This window comes from Caulobacter sp. FG7 (assembly GCF_057808875.1).
Map to the genome: position 1 here is coordinate 216,901 of NZ_JBMDIW010000002.1, position 18,149 is coordinate 235,049.

General features: G+C 67.8%; 20 protein-coding genes. 17 read left to right on the top strand and 3 right to left on the bottom strand.

Features of this window, described 5'->3' with window-relative positions; translation table 11 throughout:
- The first annotated feature begins 54 nt into the window (after positions 1-54).
- Complete coding sequence (locus tag ACODR1_RS02820; protein WP_488879096.1) at positions 55-882, top strand: hypothetical protein; 828 nt, start codon at positions 55-57, stop codon at positions 880-882.
- Between the two features lie 229 nt (positions 883-1,111).
- On the top strand, positions 1,112-1,735 hold the full coding sequence (locus ACODR1_RS02825; protein ID WP_488879097.1) for a hypothetical protein: 624 nt from the start codon (positions 1,112-1,114) through the stop codon (positions 1,733-1,735).
- Here ACODR1_RS02825 and ACODR1_RS02830 read toward each other — a convergent pair.
- Entirely contained in the window at positions 1,732-2,547 is an 816-nt protein-coding gene (locus ACODR1_RS02830; protein ID WP_488879098.1) for a hypothetical protein, read from the bottom strand. The genes ACODR1_RS02825 and ACODR1_RS02830 overlap by 4 nt on opposite strands.
- A 43-nt stretch (positions 2,548-2,590) precedes the next feature.
- Between ACODR1_RS02830 and ACODR1_RS02835 the strand changes: the two genes are divergently transcribed.
- Genes ACODR1_RS02835 through ACODR1_RS02850 form a run of 4 tightly spaced genes read left to right on the top strand, consistent with a single transcriptional unit; the run spans position 2,591 to position 8,596 of the window.
- Entirely contained in the window at positions 2,591-4,774 is a 2,184-nt protein-coding gene (locus tag ACODR1_RS02835; protein ID WP_488879099.1) for a phage terminase large subunit family protein, read from the top strand.
- On the top strand, positions 4,774-4,995 hold the full coding sequence (locus ACODR1_RS02840; RefSeq protein ID WP_488879100.1) for a phage head-tail joining protein: 222 nt from the start codon (positions 4,774-4,776) through the stop codon (positions 4,993-4,995). Before ACODR1_RS02835 ends, ACODR1_RS02840 begins: the two co-directional genes overlap by 1 nt.
- A 3-nt stretch (positions 4,996-4,998) precedes the next feature.
- A complete protein-coding gene (locus tag ACODR1_RS02845) occupies positions 4,999-6,519 on the top strand; it encodes a phage portal protein (protein ID WP_488879101.1) in 1,521 nt (506 codons plus the stop codon).
- Between the two features lie 31 nt (positions 6,520-6,550).
- Positions 6,551-8,596, top strand: a complete 2,046-nt coding sequence (locus tag ACODR1_RS02850) for a prohead protease/major capsid protein fusion protein (protein WP_488879102.1) — start codon at positions 6,551-6,553, stop codon at positions 8,594-8,596.
- Positions 8,597-8,613: 17 nt separating this feature from the next.
- Here the strand turns inward: ACODR1_RS02850 and ACODR1_RS02855 are convergent, their stop codons facing one another.
- Positions 8,614-8,775 (bottom strand): hypothetical protein, encoded by a 162-nt coding sequence (locus ACODR1_RS02855; RefSeq protein ID WP_488879103.1) that lies wholly within the window; start codon positions 8,773-8,775, stop codon positions 8,614-8,616.
- A gap of 209 nt (positions 8,776-8,984) precedes the next feature.
- Between ACODR1_RS02855 and ACODR1_RS02860 the strand changes: the two genes are divergently transcribed.
- The 11 genes from ACODR1_RS02860 (at position 8,985) to ACODR1_RS02910 (ending at position 17,132) form a co-directional block, all read left to right on the top strand.
- Entirely contained in the window at positions 8,985-9,506 is a 522-nt protein-coding gene (locus tag ACODR1_RS02860) for a hypothetical protein (RefSeq protein ID WP_488879104.1), read from the top strand.
- Positions 9,507-9,650: 144 nt separating this feature from the next.
- Positions 9,651-9,983, top strand: coding sequence for a DUF2190 family protein (locus ACODR1_RS02865; RefSeq protein ID WP_488879105.1), 333 nt, complete (start codon positions 9,651-9,653; stop codon positions 9,981-9,983).
- Positions 9,984-10,025: 42 nt separating this feature from the next.
- Entirely contained in the window at positions 10,026-10,433 is a 408-nt protein-coding gene (locus tag ACODR1_RS02870; RefSeq protein WP_488879106.1) for a hypothetical protein, read from the top strand.
- Positions 10,434-10,436: 3 nt separating this feature from the next.
- Entirely contained in the window at positions 10,437-10,781 is a 345-nt protein-coding gene (locus tag ACODR1_RS02875) for a head-tail joining protein (protein WP_488879107.1), read from the top strand.
- Entirely contained in the window at positions 10,778-11,455 is a 678-nt protein-coding gene (locus tag ACODR1_RS02880) for a DUF6441 family protein (protein WP_488879108.1), read from the top strand. Before ACODR1_RS02875 ends, ACODR1_RS02880 begins: the two co-directional genes overlap by 4 nt.
- On the top strand, positions 11,455-11,868 hold the full coding sequence (locus ACODR1_RS02885) for a hypothetical protein (RefSeq protein ID WP_488879109.1): 414 nt from the start codon (positions 11,455-11,457) through the stop codon (positions 11,866-11,868). The genes ACODR1_RS02880 and ACODR1_RS02885 overlap by 1 nt, the downstream gene beginning before the upstream one ends.
- Before the next feature lie 9 nt (positions 11,869-11,877).
- Entirely contained in the window at positions 11,878-13,152 is a 1,275-nt protein-coding gene (locus tag ACODR1_RS02890; RefSeq protein ID WP_488879110.1) for a phage tail tube protein, read from the top strand.
- Positions 13,153-13,205: 53 nt separating this feature from the next.
- Entirely contained in the window at positions 13,206-13,733 is a 528-nt protein-coding gene (locus ACODR1_RS02895) for a hypothetical protein (RefSeq protein WP_488879111.1), read from the top strand.
- Positions 13,734-13,744: 11 nt separating this feature from the next.
- Positions 13,745-13,924 (top strand): DUF7697 family protein, encoded by a 180-nt coding sequence (locus ACODR1_RS02900; RefSeq protein WP_488879112.1) that lies wholly within the window; start codon positions 13,745-13,747, stop codon positions 13,922-13,924.
- On the top strand, positions 13,921-16,455 hold the full coding sequence (locus ACODR1_RS02905) for a phage tail length tape measure family protein (RefSeq protein WP_488879113.1): 2,535 nt from the start codon (positions 13,921-13,923) through the stop codon (positions 16,453-16,455). Before ACODR1_RS02900 ends, ACODR1_RS02905 begins: the two co-directional genes overlap by 4 nt.
- 2 nt (positions 16,456-16,457) lie before the next feature.
- Complete coding sequence (locus ACODR1_RS02910; RefSeq protein WP_488879114.1) at positions 16,458-17,132, top strand: hypothetical protein; 675 nt, start codon at positions 16,458-16,460, stop codon at positions 17,130-17,132.
- Positions 17,133-17,137: 5 nt separating this feature from the next.
- Here the strand turns inward: ACODR1_RS02910 and ACODR1_RS02915 are convergent, their stop codons facing one another.
- Positions 17,138-18,145, bottom strand: coding sequence for a hypothetical protein (locus tag ACODR1_RS02915; RefSeq protein WP_488879115.1), 1,008 nt, complete (start codon positions 18,143-18,145; stop codon positions 17,138-17,140).
- Positions 18,146-18,149 lie beyond the last annotated feature (4 nt).

Sequence of the window (18,149 nt, forward strand, 5' to 3'; positions counted from 1 at the left end):
TTGAATAAGTTCAAAGAGAAAGAGTGGAACGCTGCCCGGAACGCGGTGGAACAGGTGTCCTTCGCCCTGGAACGCCAGCCCGGCGAAGCCCAGGTCGAGCACCTGCTGCGCCATGCCGGTCGCCTGGCCCTGTCGGACGATCAGGTCTCCCGCCTGCTGGCCGCCTACCGCCTCACCATCGGGCCGTTCGCGACCAAGGCCGCCCAAGCCGCCGCCGTGCGTCAGGCCCGCACCCTGGTCGCCCAGGTCGACGCCGAGATCTCCTCGGCCGCCGCCGCTTCGGTGGCCGACGATGCGGCCGCTCACCTGTCCGGGCTTAAAGCCGACCGCCAGCGCTTGGCTGGCGACCTCAGCGAGGCCGGCCTGCTCGCCGCCCGCACCCTGGATCGTGAGATCCGGGCGGCCGAAGGCGGCAACGGCAAGGGCTGCGACTTCAACAACGTAGGGGCCAAGCGCATCAAGAGCCGCGACGGCCTGTTCACCCTGGTCGAGAGCGGCGCCCTGACCCGAACCGAAGACCAGGTGGCCCGCGCCTACCGCCTGCTGTTCGAACAGGCCGGCAAGGGCGCTGGCCTCGGCTCGCAGTTGGAAGACCGTCCTCGCTCGGTGCGCGACAGCAGCCATGGCGCCGTGGCCGCCGGCCTCTTCCGCGCCTATGCCGGTGTGCGCCTGACCGGCGTGGAGACCGCCGTTGCAGGCGCCGATCGCAGCGGGCGCGCCCTGGCCGTGCTCCGGGCCGTGGCTGGTGAAGGCCGGACCATCCGGTCCATGGGCGGCGGCGGGAACACCCGCGACGCCAACCTGAAGGCCCTGCACCTGGCCCTGCGCATCGCCCTCGCCGCACTTCAAGGGAACGGGGGCTTGCGAATCGGGGGCCATTAACTTCATAAGAAGACCAAGCGTTGAACTGCGCCCAGAGGCCCGCCCGACCCTGTCGAGGCGGGCTTTTCTTTGCCCATCACCACACGCAACCCCTTACGATACAAGGCTTTGCGACGCTCGACCCCCACGGCCTCGGGTCCTCCCCCGCCACCCCCGGCCCTATGCGGTGGGGCTGAGCGCGACCCTTCAGAGGTGACGGGCTGAAATTCATTATGAAGGTCGTGAACTCATGCCCCTGGTGACCAAGGGCGAGTTCGCCGCCCTCATGAACGTCGGCGCATCGGCGGTGTCGAACTGGGCCAAGAAGGGCCTGCTGGTTTACGCGGAGGACCCGGACAAGCCGGGCAAGCAGAAAGTCGACAGCGACAAGTCGATGGTGCTCATCCGGGGCACGATCGACCCGACCCGAGGCCGCCCACGATCTGCCGAAACGGCGCGGGCCGAGGTCCCGCCGGACGCGGCGACCGAACAACCTACCGCCGCCCCACGGGGTGCGGGGGCGCTGAGCCTGATGGAGCAGGCGCGGCTCGACGAGATGCGCGAGCGCTCGACGCGGCGGCGCATCGAGAACGGCCAGTTGCTGGGCCAGCTGGTGTCGGTCGTCGAGTACGAGCGCCGCGCCGGCGAGATGGGTCGCAAGATCCGCGAGCGCTGCCATGGGGCGGTGCGGAACATGTCGGAACGTCTAGCCGCCGAGGGCGACCCTCGAGTGATCGTGCAATTGATGGGTGATGCCCTGGACCAGGTCTTCACCCGCGTCGCCGACGAGCTCGAGGCGGACCTGGAGGCTGAACGCACGGTGGACGCGGAACTCGAGAACCTGCCGGAGGACGACGCCGACGCCACGACCTAGATCGCGCCAAAGCTCGTCCAATTGATGGACCGCAGCGCGATAGGTTCTTCGATCTCCTTCCCGAAGATGTCCTTGAAGAACATCATCCCGAACACCGTCACTTCATATTGGCCAGCCAATAGGGCGGTATTGGCTTGAGCCGTCATCGGGTTTGGCAACACCAAGGTAAGTTCATGAGTCATGGTGGCCCCCAAGGTCAAAAGACCGGAGACTGGCCGCGTAAAGATCGGCGTCGAAGGGCGCTGGCTATTGGGATGAAAGAACATCTGTCCCAGCACGGCAAAGCTCGTCGCAGGCGTCTGTCCGGTGTTGATGATCGTTACTAAAACCGAGGCCGGGGAGCCCACCTGAAGCGTAGAGAGCCCGACTGATTTCACCGTTGGGTACGCCCTCAGCTGATGTTCAGCGGTCTGCGCGGCTATCGCAGTTGCAGCGGTAGCGGCGTCAGCGGCCTTCGCTGCGGCGTCGGCTGAACGATTGGCATCCTGAGCCGTCCGCCTCGTCCAGTATAGCGTAACGTAGAGACCAATCGTGCCAAGCAAGGCCAGGGCGGCCTGCGCAGCCGTCGCGCCAAACATCCACTTCGCCCACTTGGCCATGGCTTCTTGAGCGTCGAGATCTTGCCGCGCGATCCCCTGTTCGACTTCGCGCCTGACCCGTTCCTCGGCGGCTTTCACTTCTTTGTCAGCTTGAGCTCGAGTGATCGTTTCGACCTTGGGCGCCGGCGCCGGCACGAGAGGAACGACAGTTGGGGCAGAGCCTGCCGTCAGTGCCAGCGCCGCGATGGAAAGCAAACGGGTCGGGGATCGCACTGAGGTAGCTCCAGACAAACAAGCTCCACCATAGCGAGGGTACGTGACCGCACAACCTTTCGCTGTTCCCTCGCCCGAAGCGGCAAAGGTTCTCGATGCGAACGCCGCTCGCATCACGCGCGCCCTCTCCGGCGCGATCCGGGCCCCGGCGAAGATCTCGGTCTCGGACTGGGCGCTGAAGTACCGGAAGTTCCCGGAAGGCGCGCCCATCGAGGGGGACTGGTCGCACGACGTTGCGCCCTACCTCGTCGAGATCATGGACAGGCTGTCGCCGCACGATCCGTGCAGCCAGGTCGATATCATGAAGTGCGCCCAGTCGGGCGGCTCAGCCTCGGGCGAGAACTGGATCGGCTACATCAGCGACGTGGCCCCTGGGCCGATGATGTACGTCCAGGCGACCAAGACGGCCGCCAAGGAATGGGTGACCGAGAAGTTCTGGCCGATGGTCGAGGCGTCCAAGCGCCTCAATCCCGAGAAAGGCGGGACCGTCATGGCCAACCGGGCCCGTGGCGGCGGTTCGACCGGCGACCGGGTGAGGTTCTCGCGGGGCGGCTGGATGCTGCTGGCCGGCGCCAACTCGGCCGCCACGCTGCGCCAGCACTCGATCCGTTACGCCATCGAGGACGACCTCGACCAGTGGCCCGACAACCTGGACAAGCAGGGCTCGCCGGAGGGCATGGTCACCGCCCGTCTGCGAACTTACACCCGCCGGGGCCAGTCCAAGCGGCTGGGGATCTCGACCCCGACGACGAAAGGCACCTCGAAGATCGGCCGCCGCTACCGGGCCAGCGATCGGCGGCGCTTCTACCTGAAATGCCCGCACTGCGGCTGGCGGTTCGACCCGACCTTCGATGACCTGCAGTGGCCGACCAGGCGTCCGGACCAGGCGTACATCTTCACGCCCTGCTGCGAGAAGCGCGTCGAGCACTGGCAGAAAGAGCGGATGTCGCTCGCTGACGGCTGGTGCCCGACGGTCGAGACGGTGGATGCCGACGGGGTGGTCGGGGCCGCGCCCAGGATCATGAGCGAAGACGAGTTTCAGGCCTGGCGCGTGCGCGACGTGCAAGGCCGCCAGCCGGGCTATCACATCACCGGCTACATCACCGCCTTCATGACCTGGGCGCAGCTGGCGGTGGCCTTCGTGGCCTCGCTCGGCGACGCCAACAAGCTGCGGACCTGGACCAACCTCGACGAGGGCAACGAGTACGAGGTCCGGGGCGATGCGCCGGAGGCCGACAGCCTGGAGATCTTGCGCGAGCAGGACTGGGGCGCAGGCCAGGTGCCGTGGGGGCCGGTGGTGTTCACGCTGGGCGTCGACGTCCAGGGCGACGGGATCTACTACGAGGGCCTGGGTTGGGCCGCGGGGCTTGAGAACTGGTCGCTCGACCACGGCTTCCTTCCCGGCGCGACGGACGTCGCCGGCGAAGGCGCGTGGCGGCTGCTCGAAGAGGTGGCCAACCGCCAGTTCACCCTGCCGGGCGGCAAGAGCTTCGGCTACGACCAGATCTGCGTCGACGCCGGCTACAACACGGAGGCGGCCAAGGCGTTCTGCCGCAAGTCGGCCAAGCGCCTGCCGGTGTTTGGCCGACCTGGCTGGACCTTGCCGATCCTCGGCCGCGGCCAGGCCATCGCCTACGAGGTCGGGCGCAACAACCGCGGCAAGAAGAGCAAGCTGGCCGGTGACGACGCCTACTTGGTGGGGACGTTCGGAGCCAAGTTCAGCTGGTTTGGCTTCCTGCGAAATTCGATCGAGTGGGCGGAGAAGGCCAAGGCCGGCGAGAACCCGCCGCCGATGCGCGGCCGGATCCACTTCGGCCGGGACATCAAGTCCGGCTACTTCGAGATGCTGACGTCGGAGTGCGTGGTCACCGAAGGTGAGAAGGACCAGGCCCGCCGCGTCTGGGCCGTGCTGCCGGGCCGTGAAAACCACTGGCTGGACTGCCGCATCTATAACCGCGCCGCCGCCGAGGCGATGGCGCTCGACAGCCGTAGCGACGCCGACTGGCTGGCGCTGCAGGCCCAACGCTACGCCGCCAAGGATCCGCTGCAGGGCGACCTGATCGCCCTGGCGACCCGCCCCCACGCCGATGCTTCGCTCGCCCCCCAGAGCGAAGCGTCAGCAGCTTCCGTCGCCGCGGCCTCGCGGGCGGCGACGGAAGCACCCCCTCCCGCCGCGCCTGCGCCGGCTGACGAACCGTACATCGACACTTCCGGCTGGAGCCTCTGATGCCCGCACCTGACTACGCCCAGGAACTGGCCGCGCTGCGCAATGCGCTCAGCTCGGGCGAACTAACGATCGAGACCCAGGCCGAAGGCCGGGTGACCTATCGCTCGGTCGCCGAGATCCGCGCGGCGATCACCCACTTCACCGAAGAAGCCGCTAAGGGAGCCGCGCCGGCCCCGGCCTCGTCGTTCGGCTTCTCGGCCGCTTCGTTCTGCCGGGATTAGGCGATGCTGAGCCTAGGCGAACTGATCGACCGCTGCATCGAGCCCTTCGCGCCCCGCCTGGCGCGCAACCGCCTGGCCGAGCGCAGCGCCCTGCAGCTGCAGCGGGACTATGACGCGGCCGGTCACGGGCGCCGGACGCGCGGCTGGCGGCGTCCGAACAGCAGCGCCGATCGGGAGGTCCGCCAGGGTCTGCGCGGCCTGCGCAACGGCGCTCGCGAGCTCGTGCGCAACAGCAAGTACGCCGCCAACGCCCTGGAGCACATGACGGCCGCGACGATCGGTGATGGGATCTCGGCCCGCGCGGTTCATGTTGACGCCGCCGTACAGCGTCGCGCCCAGGAAAATTGGGATGGCTGGGCCAACGGCGCCGTCGATGGTTGGCAGGACTTCTACGGCGCCCAGGAGCTCGTCTTCCGTGGCGTCGTCGAAGGCGGCGAAATGCTGATCGTGTGGGCTCCAGACGACACCGGGCCGGACGGCGAAATCCGCGTCTTGGAAGGCGACTATCTCGACGACACAAAGAACGAGGAGCGCCGCGACGGAAGCCGCATCGTCCAGGGCGTGGAGTTCGACGCGCGCGGTCGGCGCATCGCCTACTGGATCTTCCCGCACCACCCTGGCGACGCCTCGGGGCTGTGGGCACCGTCGGTGCGCTACGATGCCGCCCACGTCGACCATATCTTCGTGCAGAAGCGCGCCGGCCAGACGCGCGGGGTCTCGTGGTTCGCGCCGGTGGCGATGGACCTGCGGGACATTGCCGACCTCGAGCAGTCGCGCCTGCTGAAGGAGAAGATCACGGCATGCCTGGCGCTGGTCTTGAGCCCGCCAGACGGCGGCGGGCCGACCGGGCCGTTCGAAGAGGCCAACGCGGCCGCAGCCCCGGCCAAGGAAGAGCGCGGACCGGACACCCTGCGCCCCGGCATGATCTTTCGAGCCCGTCCCGGCGAGAGGGCCGAGACCGTAAATCCGCCAGCGGCGAGCGACACCACGGCCTTCATCAAGCAACAGGTCGCAGCCGCGACGGCGTCGCTGGCGCCCTATCACCTGGTGACCGGCGACGTCAGCCAGGCCAACTACACCAGCCAGCGCGCCTCGCGCCTGGGCGAACTGCAGCTGCTCGACAGCCGCCAGCAGCACCTGATGATCCCACGCATGTGCCAACGGGCATGGGAGCGCCGGATGCGCCGCCTGTTCGCCGAGACCGGCGATCGTCGCTTCCTGGAGGTGAAGGTCGCCTGGTCGCCGCCAGTGCGCCGCGTCGTCGATCCGGTGAAGGATATCGCCGGCGAGAAGATGGAAGTGCGCGCCGGCTTCAAGAGCATGCCGCAGTCCCTGGCCGAGCGCGGCCGCAACTGGCCCGACCACGTGGCCGAGGTGCAGGCCTGGACCAAGGCCACCGACGAAGCGGGCCTGGTGTTCGACACCGACGCCCGCCGTATCGACGGCTCGGGCGGACTGCAGCCGCCAGCCGGCTACATCGCGCCGCGCGGCCAGGCGGCCGCTGACGACGACACCGAAGAATAGGCGCGTCGGGCGCCTCATCTAGGAGAAATCCATGACACGAGCGGCTCTGCCGGTCGCGCCGCAGGAGCGGCGTGGACCGCCGGACTTCAACGGCACGCGCCTGGCCACCTTCAGCGGCCAGTCCTACAACGCCACCACCCGCACGGTGGAAGCGGTCCTGTCGGTCGGCGCTCGCGTGCGGCGCTGGTTCGGCTGGGAAGAACTGGCAATGGAGCCAGGCGCGATCGACCTGGCGCGTGTCGTCCAGGGCCAGGTGCGCCTGCTCGACACCCACAACCAGTATGAGATCGACGCCGTGCTCGGCGTCCTGACCGAAGCGCGCGTCATCGACGGCCAGCTGATCGGCACCCTGCGGTTCGCCGACACCGATCGGGCGCGCAACGCTGAGGGCATGGTCCAGCGCGGCGAACTCACCGGTATCTCGATCGGCTACGGCGTCCGCGCCTGGCGGCTCGTCGAGATCGACCAGAACGACCACGAGATCTGGCAGGCCAGCAGCTGGGAACTGCTCGAAGTCAGCCTCGTCTCCGTACCCGCCGACCCGAACGCCGGGGTTCGGTCCGCGGTCCCTGCCCCCGGCGCCCCCCAGGTCACCCAAGAGGAAGACGAAATGACGATGACCCGCAACGCGCCGGGCGCTACTGGCGCTGCGCCGGCGGCCCCCGCCGCCCCGGCCGCCACCGACCAGCGCGCGGTTCAGCCCGCGTCGGCCGCTCCCGCGGCCCCGATCGCCCAGCCTGCCCCGGAAGTCCGCGCCGCTCCGGCGGCCCCGGCCACTGCGCCCACCGATGCGAACGCCGCTCGCATGGACGCCAGCGACGCCCTGGCGTTCTCGGAGTCGGCCCGCGCGTTCGGAATCGAGGACGCCCAGATCCGCACCTGGGTGACCGGCCTGACGCCCGACGCGGCCCGCAGCGCCCTGCTGTCGGCGGCGGCCGAGCGCCAGCGCGCCGCCGCCCCGACGACGCCGGCGATGTCGGGCGCGCGGATCACCCAGGACGAACGCGACACTTACCGTTCGGCCATGGCCTCGGCCCTGATGAACCGCCACAACCCCTCGGCCGAGCTGTCCGAGCCCGGCCGCGAGTATCGCGGCATGTCGCTGATGGAGATGGCCCGTCACAACCTGGTGGCCAACGGCGAGCGGGTCTCAGGTCTCAGCCGCATGCAGATCGCCGAGCTCGCGCTGCGCCAGCACTCGACCTCGGACTTCCCGAACGTGCTGGGCAACGTGGCGCGGGCCACCCTGCGTTCCGGCTACGAGGCCGCCGGCCAGACCTTCCGGACCTGGATGCGTCGCGCGACGATTTCGGACTTCAAGCCGGTCTCGCGCCTGCAGATGGGCGGCGCGCCGGGCTTCCTGCATGTGCCGGAAGGCGGCGTCTTCAAGTTCGGCACGATCGGCGAGGCCAAGGAAGTCTACTCACTGGCCACCTATGGCCGCCGCTTCGCGGTCACTCGTCAGACCCTGATCAACGACGAGTTCGACGCTTTCACCCGCATCCCGATGCTGTTCGGTCGCGCGGCCGCCGACTTCGAGAGCGACGCGGCCTATGCCCCGCTGATCGCCAACCCGAACATGGGCGACGGCGTGCCGCTGTTCCACACCACCCACGGCAACCTGGCGGCCGCCGGCACGGCGATCAGCGAGAGCTCCTGGTCGGCCGTCGACCAAGCCTTCGGCGATCAGGTCGGCCTGGAGGGGCGTCGCATCAGCGTGCAGCCGCGCTGGATGATCACGGCGACCAAGGATCGCGTGCCGGCCATGAAGCTGCGGGGCTCGACCGGCTCCCAGGGCGCCGGCGCGAATCCGGACACGATCAACGTCTTCCAGAACGCCTTCGACATCATCGTCGAGTCGCGCCTCAACCGGGCCTCGGGCGCGACGCCCTGGTTCGCCGCCGCCGATCACGCCCAGATCGACACGATCGAATACGCCCACCTGGAGGGCGAGGACGGCGTGTTCCTCGACGAGCGCGTCGGCTTCGAGGTCGACGGCATGGAATGGAAGGCTCGCCTGGACTTCGCCGTGAAGGCGATCGACTGGCGCGGGCTCTACATGAACCCGGGCCAGTAATCGCGCGCAGCCTCCGCCTACTTCTTCTTGCTGGGCGGAGGCGGATGTGCCGGGAACCTGTCGGAATCTTGACGCGGACCGTTGTCGAAGCCCAGCCCCTTGCCAAAGCCCTCATTGATACGCTGGGTTGGGCGGGTGGTGATCGGTACCTTCGGCTGCTTGGGCTTATCGTCGGACATGTGCGCCTCGCTCGGATCTATGTCGAGGCACCCGCCAGGCCGGCATTCGCACCTCTGGGAACAGCGTCATCTACTTCTTGGAGGGCGGTGGCCTCGGGGGGCTGGGTGGCGGCGTCCTGGGCTGTTGCTTATTGCCGATTTCGCCGTAGCGTTGAGTTGGGCGCGTTGTCGGCGGCACCGGTGGTGAGCTCTTGGGAGGATCTTTAGACATGGAAAACCCCGAACGAGCGCGCCTTGCCGCACTGAACTTGCCCTACGAGACTTCAGTCACAATTGTTCAACTAGGGCAAGAGCGGCTGAAAGCCCTGCAGGCATCCGGTGCAGCGCTCGACGCCCGGACCACCCAAGCGGCGGCGATACAACTGGCGGCGGCGGCTTTCGCAGCTGGATTGATCGCTGCAAAGGAGGTTTCGATCGTCACCGCCTTCATGGGCTTTCTCGCGTGCGTTTCGTTTGTGATCGGGGCCGGCGTCGCGTTTTACGGAATGGTGTCGTGCCAGACCCAACTGCCAGGGGTAGAACCGGAGTGGTGGTATCCGGCGGTCAGTGACCCGAATTTCAACGACGCGGAAGGACGCTCTTGGGCTGCCTGCACCGCTCAGGACATGATCGACTTTACTCGGCGTGTCGACGAAGGCCGAGCTCGCTACCTTAACTTCAGCATTGGTCACGGTATCGGCGGCGGCGTTCTGGTCTGTGTGGCCGCGTTCGCGAGGTTTTGGGCCTTCTAATCATTTAATCGCGATCGAACGAGCAAAGGGCCGCCCATCGGGCGGCCCTTTTGCATTCCGCGACGACCTTCGAGCTCGCCGTCCGCGACGGGCTCCAACGTCTTCGCCGGCCTCGTCCGGCCCCTGCAGCAAAAGGACCCCCCCATGAAGACCATGATTTCGGAAGGCCACGTCCTCCATTTCACCGCCCCGGTCGGCGGCGTCGTGTCGGGCGTCGGCCTGCTGGTCGGCGAACTGTTCGTGATCCCGGTGACGAGCGCCGACGCCGGCGTCGTCGTGGCCGGCAAGCTGACGGGCGAGTTCGACCACGCCAAGGCCAGCGGCGAGGCCTGGACCCAGGGCGTCGGCCTCTACTTCGACGCGGCCAACAAGCGCCTGACCACCACGTCGGCCGGTAACACCAAGGTCGGCAAGGCCACCGCTGTGGCGGCCTCGGCGGCCACGGTCGGCCCCTTCGTGATCCGCCAGCCGGCCTAGCCGCCGGCTCCTCCAACCACCCACTGAACGCAGGAGAGCCCTATGCGCTCACATATGCTGCTGGCCGTATGCTCGGCCCTCGCCCCGATGGCCGCTGAGTCCGAAAGCGGCGGCGCCTCGCAAAGCGATGGCGACGCCGCCGCCGAAAAGGCCGCCGCCAAGAAAGCCAAGGCCGAGGCCAAGGCGGCCGCGCCCGCCGCGGCGCCCGTCGGCCCCGAGCCGGGCGCCGATCCGAGCCCGCCGGCCACTGCCGAAACGGCGGCCACCGACGGCGGCCGGGCCTTCGTCGTCTGGGTCATGCCCGGTCACGAGCTGGTGGCGGTCGGCACGCTGCTGAAGGTGCCGGCGTTCGAAGCCGAGGTGCTGCGCGGCGCGGGCCGGGCGCGCTACGCCTCGGAGGCCGAGATCGAGGCCGGCGGCGAAGACGCCATCGAGCTCTCGGGCCTTTAAGCCATGTCGACCGCTGTCGATCGTCGCAAGCGGCTGCTGGAGGCGCAGTACCGCGCCTTCGGCGAGCCCGCCCGCTGGACGCCCCCCGCGGGCGCGCCCGTGGCCGTGACGGTGCGGCGGGCGGAAGAGGACAACGTCGTCGACTTCGGCCAATCGAGCCGGACGTCGACGACGAGCGTCTGGATCCGCGTGCGGACGGCCGACATCGGCCTGACCGCCAAGAACGACCAGGTCGAGGTCCTGGACCCGCAGACGGGCGAGGTGATCGACACCTACAAGATCATCGACAAGCCCCAGCGCCTGCGCTTTGGCCTGGAGTGGCGCTGCGAGGCCGCGCCGGGCGAATGAGGTTTCCCCACGCGGTCGACGATTTCGGTCCGAACAATCGCGGCCTGGAGGAAGATCTCGCGCGGATCCAGACGCGCACCATGCGCCAGGCGGCCAAGCTGCTGCAGCAGGATCTGTTCAACGAAACTGTGGGCGCCATGCTTGGCTACCGCCTGGCCAAGACCTGGCGCACCCGGACCTATCCCCAGGCGGCCGACAGCCTGGAGCCCGCCGGCTGGGTGTGGACCAAGGCGCCGGTTCTGATCGACGCTTTCGACCGGGGCGTGACCATCACGGCCAAGGGGCGTCGCTGGCTGGCGATCCCGACCGAGGCGGCCGGCAAGCGCGCACCAATCGGCGGGGCGACTGGCTCGGGCGGCATCCGTGGAAAGAGCGCCCGGATCACCCCGGCGGGCTTCGAGGCGCGCACCGGCCTGAAACTGAGGTTCGTCTATCAGGGCACGAAGCCCAGCCTGCTTGTCGTAGACAACGCCCGGCGTGACGGCCTCAAGCGCGCCGCGCCCTACAAGTCGACCGGCCGGGGCAGCAAGCTCTACGGGCCGGCCGGGCGAACGATCGTCGTCTTCATCCTGCTGCGCCAGGTGCGCCTGAAGAAGCGCCTGGAACTGGATGGTCCCGCCTTCCGCGCCAGCGAGCGCTGGGAGGCCCTGCTCACCGAAAACTGGAGGGCCTGATGGCCAGCAAGCGCGAGCAGGTGCTCGAGGCGATCAGGGCGATGCTGCAGGCCGCCCTGGCCGGTGCGGAGATCGTGCGCGACAGCCAGGAGATCGGCGAACCCGGCGCCCACGGTCGCATCAACATCCTGGCCGGCGATCTGGGCGAACCGGAGGTCACGCTGTCGCCCGTGCTTTACAGCTATCGCCACCGGATTTCGCTGGAGGTCCTGCCCCCGGTCAGCGGCCTGGACGGCATGCTGGCGCCGATCGGCGCGGCGATCGAAGCGGATCGCTTCCTCGGCGGCCTGGCCGACTGGATGGAGGCGACGGCGCCGGACGTCGCCAGCCGCGACGTCGACGGCTCGGTCCAGATCGACTGGGCCGAGGTCGGCCTGATCGTCGACTACACCACCCCCAACCCCCTGCTTTAGGAGACATCCATGGCTCGCGCCCGTGGTGCGAACGCCGTCGCGGCGCTCGCCTTCGCTTCCTCGTACGGCGCCGTGCCGACGAGCGGCTTTCGAAAGATCGCCTTCGGCTCCCTCGACCTGGGCGAGGAGCAAGGCCTGATCGCCAGCGAACTGCTGGGCTATGGCCGCGAGCCTCTGGCGCCGTCGGACGACGTGATCAACAACGAGGGCAACCTCAATGCGCCCGTCGACGTGCGCCTGTTCGGCATCCACCTGAAGGGCCTGCTGGGCCAGCCCGTCACGACCCAGGGCGTCGCGGCCCTGGGCACGATCACCTTCGCCGCCAATCCGGCCGCCAACGACACGATCACGATCGCCGGCCAAGCCTTCACCTTCAAGGCCAGCGCCACCCTGCCGACCGACATCAAGATCGGCGCGACCCGCGCCGAGACCGTGCGCAACGCCGTCTGGGCCCTGAACGCCAGCGCCGTGGCCGCCGTCATGGCCGCCAGCTATTCGACCGACCGCGACGCGGCGGTGATCGCCATCACCCACGACACGATCGGGACGGCGGGCAACACCTTCGCCCTGGCCGCCTCGGCCGCCGCGGTTTCGGGCGCGACCCTGGCCGGCGGTTCGACCGCCGGCCCCTACAATCACGTGTTCACCTCGGGCGCGCTGGGCCTGCCCGACGCGGCGATCGAGATCGGCCACCCCGAAGTGCCGTCCTACCGGATGAACTACGGTGTGACCTACAACACCCTAGCCCTGCCGCTGCAGCGCTCGGGCAACCTGGCGGCCACCTTCGGCCTGATCGCCCAGGGCGAGCGCGACCCGGTCGCGGCCAGCGTCGCCGGTTCGGTGGAAGAGCTCGCCGTCGATCGCTTCAGCCAGTTCGCCGGCGAGATCGGCTATGCCGGCGTGCCGCTGGCCGAGGTGGTCTCGGGCCAGGTCAACTACTCCAACAACATGGAGAAGGCGGAGAACATCCGCTCGGACGGGCGCATCGACGGCGTGGATCCCGGCCAGCTGACCCTGACCCCCGTTCTGACCGTGCGCCTGATCGACCAGCTGCTCGACACCGTCGTCGCCGGCAAGCAGCCGATCGAGCTGTCCTACGGCTGGAAGCGCGGCGTCAACCAGCGGCTGACCTTCCGGCACCTCGCCGTGCGCCTGCCCAAGGCCAAGCCCGGCATCAGCGGCCCGACCGGAATCCAGCGCACCTACAACGGCCAGGGCCAGAAGGACGCGGTGACCGGCAAGAGCCTCATCGTCACCCTGATCAACGACGTCCCATCCTACTGAACCCCGCCCCGTGCGAGCGCCGCTCGCACGGGGGCTTTGCCGTGAGAGCCCGCATGTACCGACTGCCTACCCCGCCCACCGCCGAAGAACGGGAAGTCGTCGACCTGCCCGGCGGCGCCCGACTGTTCCTGAAACCCTGGGCCACCGTGACCAGCATCGCCGGCCAGAAAGGCTATCACCGCGTGCTGGGCGACAGCGGCGAGCCTGACGCCGCCGACGTAGCCTTCACGATCTCGGCGGTCGTGGCGGCGGCGCTTGGATGGGAGGGCGTCGGCGCTCCTTCGGGCACGGATCCCGAAGTGCTCGAGGCCGTGTCGTTCGACAAGGGTCTGCTGCGCGATACGCTGACCTACGACCCGGCCGCCTATCTGGCCGTCGATCGCCAGTACGTGATCCCGGCCCTGCTGCGAGAACTGGAAAAAAACGGATCCGCGCCCTCGCTCGCTGGCGGCTCGCTGGCGGGGGCGACGACGGAGAGCTCGGCGAGCCCTGGGGCGGACGCGACTACTGCGCCGCCTGCCCCGGCCGATGCGACGCATGCCCCGAGCAGCTCCACGCCTGCCAGTCAGACGACGGACTGACCGCCTGGGACGTGCTGCAGGGCTGCTTTCACCAGGTGCGCGTCGGGCCGATGGGCGGCGTCGTCGGCCTGGACTTCACCGCAATCCTGCTGACCGCCGGCGCACGCGGGGCCGATGTCGCCCTGGTCGCCGAGCTGCTGCCGCAGATCGAACCCTTCGTGATCTTCGCCTGGAGGCCTGAAGAACCATGAGCACCCTCAGCCGCCAGGTCAGCTATCGCCTGAAGAGCGACGGCAAGGCCGAAGTGAAGCGCGACCTGGCCGAGGTGGGCGAGGCCGGCCAGGCGTCGGGCAAGGCCGTCGCCGACGGCTGGAAGAAGGCCGGCGAGGCGGTTGAGCAGACGACGGCCTATACCGAGCGCCAGATCGCCCAGTTCAAGAAATTGGCCGAGGCGGCGCGTGCCGAAGAGCAAGCCCAAGCTCGTGCCCAATCGGCACAGAACGCCTTCAATCGCCAACTTGGTGTCGGCTCAAGCACGGGATTTCGTAAAGGCGACTTCATGACTGATGATGAAGTCAACGCCGGAAGGGGCGCTATGACCCGCCAGCAGCGAGCGGGGGTGACGAACCTGTTTCGGCAAGGCTCCGACGTCTTCACGACCGGCTTTTCCGGCATGCCAGCGCATATCATCGCCATCCAGCAGTTGCCGCAGATCCTCGATGCGGCGGCGACGAGCGGCTTCAAGTTCTCCGCAAGCACGGTCGGGCTGACGGCCGGCATCGCCGCGGTCGCCGCCGGCGTCGGCATCGCCGCCATTTCGGCCGCCAGCTACGAGAAGGCGGTGAACGTCGTCGAGGGCTCAGTGCGAGGTATGGCGGCGGCGGCGGGCGTCAGCAGCAGTGCACTGGACGCGCTCGCCCGTAGCCACGCCGACGCCGGTGAAGTCAGCACCTCTGCGGCTCGACAGATGGTGACCGCCTATGCGGAATCTGGCCGGATCGGCGAGACCGTCCTCGGCGGACTGGTCGGCCTGACCAAGAGCTACGCCGTGGCCACTCACCAGGACCTGCAGGGCGCCACCAAGGATCTGACCAAGTACCTGGCCGATCCTGCGAAGGGCGTTGTCGAGCTGAACGACAAATTCGACTTCCTGACCTCGGCCCAAGAGGAACAGATCGTCAGCATGGCTAAAGCTGGCCGAACGGCCGAGGCGCAGGTGGCGATCATCGATGGCCTGAAAAAGGCGATCGCGCCTGCCGCCGAAGCGACCGCAGGCTGGGCGTACATCTTCGATGGCCTCAAGAACTCGATCTCCAACGCCACCAGCGAACTGGGTCGTTGGCTGGCGATTTCGGCGGGCGGCGGCGTTCTGCAGGACCGGCTGGTCGAGGCGCAGAAGCAGCTGATCTTCGCTCAGACGGCCTTGTTCAAGGATGACAAGCTGATCGTCGAGCGGGCGGCGCGAGTGCGGGAAATCCAGGCCCAGATCGCGGCCGAGGCCAAGCGCATCGCCGGCGCTCCTGTCAATCAAGCTTCGACCGACCGCGCCGCGATTGCGTCCACGTACGAGGACCCCGACGTCAAGAAGCTCCGAGCGATCCAGCAGGACCGAGAAAAGTTCCTGGGCCTGGGCGGCAAGGAGACCGACGAGGCGGTCAAGTGGATGGATAGGGAGATCGCCGCTCTCAAGGCCGGTTACTCATCCGCGGCCGAGCAGGCCCGCGCGCTGGAACAGGCCCACAACAAGGCCGTCGCTTCAGGGAAGAAGGCCGCCCGGGAGGCCGCAGCCGAAGGGCGAAAGGATGCGCGCGAGGCTGAAGAAGCCGAACGTCGCCGGATCTCCCTGCTGGATCATCTCAACGACAACACCCGCCGGCTGGCCGATCTGCGCGGCGAAAAGAGCGTGCTCGATGCTATGGAGCGCGAGAACCGCCTCCTCCAAGAGATCAATCGCTTCAAGCGTGAGGGCCTCGACACCGTTCAGGCCGAGTATTGGGCCCGCAAGCAGATCCGCGAGGAGATGGAAGCCGAGTTCGAGCTTCTGAAGAAGTCTGCATCGACGGAGCCGGGCTTCACCTCGAGCGCTGACCGCCTGAAGCGGGTCGAGCCCAAGGACCTCATTCCGTACAACGCCAAGACCGCGTTTATCGAGCAGATGCGTGTCGACACCGGGGAGGCGTTCCACGACGGCCTGATGGCCGGCATGACCGGCGGGAGCTTCTGGGACACCTTCAAGCAGCGCCTGCAGTATGCCGCCGCCGCGGGCCTCGCCGACGGCCTGACGAACAGTATCTTTGGATCCGCCGACGGGTCGAAGTCTGGCATCCTCTCGGCTTTGTTTGGTGGCAAGTCTTCAGTTGCGAGCGGTAGCAACAGCGCTGCCACCGCGGGCGCCGTAGGGAAGCCGTCGGTCCTGAAGTGGCTAGCTTCCCTGGTCGGCTTCACCAAGGGCACTGACAGTGCACCGGAGGGTTGGGCGTGGGTGGGCGAGGATGGGCCTGAACTGCGCAAGCTGCGCGCCGGCGACCAGATCCGATCGCACCAAGCCTCCCTGGCGATGGTGCAGCAGGCCAACGCCAGGAGCCTGCAGGCGGCGTCGGCTGGAGCCGGAATGAGCGTGACTGCGACCTTCGCGCCGACCCTGACGGTCGAGGCCGGCGCCGATGCGCAGCAGGTGGCCGCCCTGCGTGCCGACCTGGCCCGGATGGAGGCCGAGTTTGAAGGGCGGGTGACGGCGGCCGTCAATGACGGGATCGCGCGCCGCACGATCCGGGCGGCTTGACCATGGCGCTGACCTTTCCCCGCGCCCTGCCGGCGGCCGGCGTCGTCGACGAGACCTTCGAGGTGCAGCGTGTCGATTATCAGTCGCCGGAAGCGGGCGGCCGTCTGGGCGGCGTGACGGCCGGCGAGGACCTTTGGGCGGCAAGCTGGGTACTGCCCCGCACTGGCCAGGCCCGGGCCGATGAATGGCGTGCGTGGGTGACGGCTCAGCGCGGCGCCCAGCGCCTGTTTTACGGCCGCGAACTGCACCGACCCTACCCACTGGCCTATCAGGGCACGGCCATGGCCGGCCTGACCCGCGCGGGCGGCGGCGCCTTCGACGGATCGGCGACCAGTTGGTCGGTGGACGGCACGCGGTCGGTCCTGACGCTGAACGGCCTGCCGCCCGGCTTCGTGCTGTCGCACGGCGACTACATCGGGTTTCGCTGGACCACCAGCGGCCAGGCGCGACGCGACCTGGTGCGTTGCGTCGAGGCGATAGTCGCCAGCGCCGGCGGCGTGGCGATCGTCTCGGTGGAAAAGGCCGTCTGGGCAAACGTGCCGGCGGGCGCCGTGGCCTATCTCAATCAACCCGACTGCCTGATGAAGCTGATCCCGAGCCAAACCAAGCTCGGCAACAAGACCCGCTCGGTGGCCCTGCAGGGCCAGATCTCGGCCCTGCAGCAGCTGCTGCCGTGATCGCGCTAGGCCTGGCCCTTCTTGGTAGTGGCGGCGAGATCCTTGGCTATTTGCAGGATCGCCTTGTTGGCCTCAACCACCAGCGCTGCCTCTTCACGGTCCATGGCCTTCTGAGCAAGGTCCGTGGTCGTCTCGCCCTTCTTCAGCAGGAAGTTCCGCTCGGTTGACGCCAGCATCTTCAATATCGCTTGACGGGTCGCTTGGGACTTATCGCCTTCCGACAGTTGGGCGGCTAGCAGCTTGGACTGAACGTTCGTCAGTTCATTGTGAAAATAGCGGATCTCGCTGAGATTTCGACGATAAGTGGAGAGAAAGAAGTAAGCGAAAAAGCTGGTCACGGTCGACAGACCAAATTTGGCGAAGAACGCGCCCCAATAGACCATCGGTGACCGATCATTCTGGACGCCTGCATCAAATGCGAGGAGCGCCAGAAAGCCGATCGCGATCAGGGCAGCGACAACACCCATCACGAGATTGATGTTCCCCCGCCTCGCTTGATCGGCGATTTCACGCGCAATGCGCGCCACCATCATGCGCTGCGGTTCGAGCTCGGCGTTTTGCCGCTCGTATTGCGCAACCTCTTTCTCAAGTAATTTTATCTCTTCACGCAGCAATGCAGCGTTGGCGACATGGCGCTCTGTTGGGGCCTCGCCACCGTGCGCTTCGGTCAATTCCGAGAGCGCCATTCTGACGCGATGCGCGGCAGCTTCAGACGCACGGTGCGCCTGCCGTAACAGATCCAACTCCATCTGCGCGGCTTTCCCACCGTTCAGATAGGTCAGCAGGCCAGCGATCAATGCGATAAGCAGGCCTGTAGCGGCCGAAATGCCTACCAGTTTTACTTGGGAAAGACTGCCAACCGCCTGTTGCAGCTCTCCTGTTCCGATCAATTCAAAGAATGCGGGGACAGCAAAGCCCAACCCAACAAAGCCGATCATCACGATGCTGTCAGGCCTACGAGCCCAGAGCGCGCGGGCGGCCCGCGCTATTGAGTAGGTCTTTTCTTCGCTCATAGCC

Coding starts and splice junctions, on each gene's coding strand:
- ACODR1_RS02825 (WP_488879097.1), top strand. CDS start 1,112: ATGCCCCTGGTGACCAAGGGCGAGTTCGCCGCCCTCATGAACGTCGGC.
- ACODR1_RS02840 (WP_488879100.1), top strand. CDS start 4,774: ATGCCCGCACCTGACTACGCCCAGGAACTGGCCGCGCTGCGCAATGCG.
- ACODR1_RS02845 (WP_488879101.1), top strand. CDS start 4,999: ATGCTGAGCCTAGGCGAACTGATCGACCGCTGCATCGAGCCCTTCGCG.
- ACODR1_RS02850 (WP_488879102.1), top strand. CDS start 6,551: ATGACACGAGCGGCTCTGCCGGTCGCGCCGCAGGAGCGGCGTGGACCG.
- ACODR1_RS02855 (WP_488879103.1), bottom strand. CDS start 8,775: ATGTCCGACGATAAGCCCAAGCAGCCGAAGGTACCGATCACCACCCGC.
- ACODR1_RS02860 (WP_488879104.1), top strand. CDS start 8,985: ATGGAAAACCCCGAACGAGCGCGCCTTGCCGCACTGAACTTGCCCTAC.
- ACODR1_RS02865 (WP_488879105.1), top strand. CDS start 9,651: ATGAAGACCATGATTTCGGAAGGCCACGTCCTCCATTTCACCGCCCCG.
- ACODR1_RS02870 (WP_488879106.1), top strand. CDS start 10,026: ATGCGCTCACATATGCTGCTGGCCGTATGCTCGGCCCTCGCCCCGATG.
- ACODR1_RS02875 (WP_488879107.1), top strand. CDS start 10,437: ATGTCGACCGCTGTCGATCGTCGCAAGCGGCTGCTGGAGGCGCAGTAC.
- ACODR1_RS02880 (WP_488879108.1), top strand. CDS start 10,778: ATGAGGTTTCCCCACGCGGTCGACGATTTCGGTCCGAACAATCGCGGC.
- ACODR1_RS02885 (WP_488879109.1), top strand. CDS start 11,455: ATGGCCAGCAAGCGCGAGCAGGTGCTCGAGGCGATCAGGGCGATGCTG.
- ACODR1_RS02890 (WP_488879110.1), top strand. CDS start 11,878: ATGGCTCGCGCCCGTGGTGCGAACGCCGTCGCGGCGCTCGCCTTCGCT.
- ACODR1_RS02895 (WP_488879111.1), top strand. CDS start 13,206: ATGTACCGACTGCCTACCCCGCCCACCGCCGAAGAACGGGAAGTCGTC.
- ACODR1_RS02905 (WP_488879113.1), top strand. CDS start 13,921: ATGAGCACCCTCAGCCGCCAGGTCAGCTATCGCCTGAAGAGCGACGGC.
- ACODR1_RS02910 (WP_488879114.1), top strand. CDS start 16,458: ATGGCGCTGACCTTTCCCCGCGCCCTGCCGGCGGCCGGCGTCGTCGAC.
- ACODR1_RS02915 (WP_488879115.1), bottom strand. CDS start 18,145: ATGAGCGAAGAAAAGACCTACTCAATAGCGCGGGCCGCCCGCGCGCTC.